General features: G+C 57.4%; 2 protein-coding genes. Both read right to left on the bottom strand.

All coding sequences use genetic code 11. From position 1 onward, the window contains the following. Positions 1–1,695 (bottom strand): DDE-type integrase/transposase/recombinase (locus QRY16_RS21680; RefSeq protein WP_289778020.1); only part of this gene is annotated, 1,695 nt, incomplete at its 3' end. A gap of 3 nt (positions 1,696–1,698) precedes the next feature. Beyond that, a complete protein-coding gene (locus QRY16_RS21675) occupies positions 1,699–2,607 on the bottom strand; it encodes a DUF3102 domain-containing protein (protein ID WP_289778019.1) in 909 nt (302 codons plus the stop codon). Positions 2,608–2,625 lie beyond the last annotated feature (18 nt).

Here is a 2,625-nt window from a genome sequence, read left to right as displayed (position 1 = left end):
GCCGTTAGGTACGCCATCCGGGTACTGCGCCGTTAACTGGCGGTAATGTTCCGGCGTCCAGATATGGCCGTTAGCGCCAAACTTCTCGCGCAGGGCTTTCGCCGCCTCCACATGGGTCAGCGGACGCTGCTCAATACGCGGCCCGCGCACGTCTGAAGCCTGACCGCGCTTCGGCATATAGGCCGGAAGCGTGGTGCCGTCGATATGTTTGTACGGGTCAAGTCGCCCGCCGAACGGCAGCGCCTTCGCCTTGCGTGCAGCTGCTGCATCGGTGGCGTTATCGGTGCCCGTAACCAGCTCTTCGATTTCTTTTGCCGCCGTCTGCGCCGGGGTCTCCGGCAGGGCTTTGTAGTTTTCGCCAAATACCGCCGCGCTTTCGGCAAAGCCGAACTCGTTCTTTCTGACCTCCTCGACCAGGAAGAACGTCTCGTGACCGTCCTCACCGGTCAGCACCACCTGCGCCACATCGCTGCGCCACGGGTTACGGGTAATCATCAGTTTTTCGCCGACCAGTACGCCCGGTACCGTCGAAACGTCAAACTCATTGCCCCGGAACGAGACGCGCAGTTTTGGTGTGACCTTACGGAGTTCCGGTGCGGCCACCGCCAGTTCGCGGCAAACCTCAACGGATGGCGCTTTTTTCAGCTGGTCAGCAGTAATCTTCAGCCAGATATCCGTGCGGGTTTTACCGTGGCGGCTGTGGACCGCCGTGGCGTTAAAGTGGCTGCGCCATTTCACCGCCAGCGCGTTCAGTTCGTCCAGGCTATGAACCGGCTGGAATTTGAGACCCGGCTCCAGTTTACGTTCGATAATGTCACGGGCCTTTTCCACCTGCCCGGTGGCGCGGGCGTTATGCGGCTTGTGCGCTATCAGATTGATGCCCAGCGAGCGGCACATGTTTTTCGTCATGCCAGCGGTGTTCGCCGAACCGGGATCAAGGTAGAGTATTTTCGGCACGCCGTGTAGCACGTCCGCGCCGCCGCGCTCCTGCATGGCGTTGATAAGCACAGAACAGAGGTTCTCACCAGATTCCGCACCCATCACGTACTCAACGTAAATCCAGCCGCTGGTATGGTCGGTAATCTCGTAACTCCACACGCGGTCACTGGCGATGCGGGCGATGTTGGCAGGCTTGTTCTTGTAGAACTTCGAGCTGTCCATCACCTGCAACCCTTTATGGCCGTTGCTCAGGTAGTAAAGCGTACAAAGTGAGGCATCAATCTCCCAGACGTGATTGGGATGCAGGCTGGCCATCTCGGACGACGGGGCCGGTGCGTCAAGCTGTTCCGGGTGCAGACCATAGTTCCGCAGGGCGCGGCTGATGGTGTCCTCGGACAGCGGGAAAAACTCGCCTGTGGCCTCGTCCGTTCTGCCAGCAGTGATAAAGCCGTTTGACCGCAGGGTCTCCACCGCATCCGCGATGGAATACAGGCGCTTACCGTTCTTACGGGTGGCCTCGCGCAGCGTGGCAGATATCAGCGCGGCTTCGTCGCGGCTCAGGGCACTGCGCCCGGCATCGGCGCGTTTTTTACGTTTGTCAGTCACTGATACCTCCTTCAGCTTGCGCAGCAGGGTGGCGCGGGAAATGCCCAGTTCGGCGCAGGCGGCATCATATATCGCACCACGCTTACCATGCCCCGCGTCACGTGCCGCGCGGGCAACATAAACCAGTCGTTCAGTCAGGGCGGCACTCATGGGTTATGCCTCCTGCCCGTTAATCTCTGGCGTCGGGTCAGTCAGCCATGAAGGGGCGGCGTTGCCTGTCGGCTCGTCCGGCAGGTCAAATGTGGAGCGCAGGCTACGCGCGGTGCTTTCCAACTGGCAGACCAGACCGGCCATAAAGTCTCTGGGGGTATCAATCATATTTTCAGCACAGTATGCGCACAGGGTCTCAAAGGCGCTGGACAGTCGAACGGCGATGGCAGATTCCGCCTCAACCGCTAACGCTGTAACTTCCGCACGCAGCTTCTTCACCTCTTCGTCAGGCTTGGGCGGCTGGATACGGGATTTCTTCTCCAGTTTTGTGGAGAGCGAGTCGATTTTTTCGTTTTTGTCGGCAAGCACGCGCTGTTGTGCTACGTTGGTTTGACGCGCTTCGCGTAGGGCCGCTTTCAGTTCGCGGCTTGTCATGCGATCAATATCATCGAGGCTCATACCAGCAATCGTGCCGCCATCGGCTAATTCGACGAGGTCTTCGTCATCTTCCGTCATCAACTCAAACAGCTTTGTTTTACCCAAAAGCGCAAGCGCTTGCGCTTTTGGTTCAAGCTTGGGAGACAAATATTTGAGGGATGCTTGCATCATCACCTGCGCGGTACGTTTGGATAGGGACAACTGAGACTCAACGATGTCGATGAAGTCACCATGTGGTTCATTTTCTTTGAGAATTACCAGTCGTTTACCCGCCTCCAGCATGGCTTCAGCACTCTGAGCCATATAAAAACGTGTTTCATGGACAATACGATCACGTTCATACGGCAGGCCATCACCAAACTGCTGCATGATTTCGAGGCGATGTTCGGACATAGCATTAAGACTGACACTGAGACCATCGGTCAGCGGTGCATCTTCCACTAGTTCAACTGGTTGTGATTTTGTGCGTCCCATTTCAACTCCTTAGCGACT

This window comes from Mixta mediterraneensis (genome assembly GCF_030283135.1).
Taxonomy (GTDB): domain Bacteria; phylum Pseudomonadota; class Gammaproteobacteria; order Enterobacterales; family Enterobacteriaceae; genus Pantoea; species Pantoea mediterraneensis.
This window is presented reverse-complemented; position numbering and strand designations above follow the sequence as displayed.

Bases quoted from the DNA above. Each gene is read 5' to 3' on its own strand.
- QRY16_RS21675 (WP_289778019.1), bottom strand. From the start codon at position 2,607: ATGGGACGCACAAAATCACAACCAGTTGAACTAGTGGAAGATGCACCG.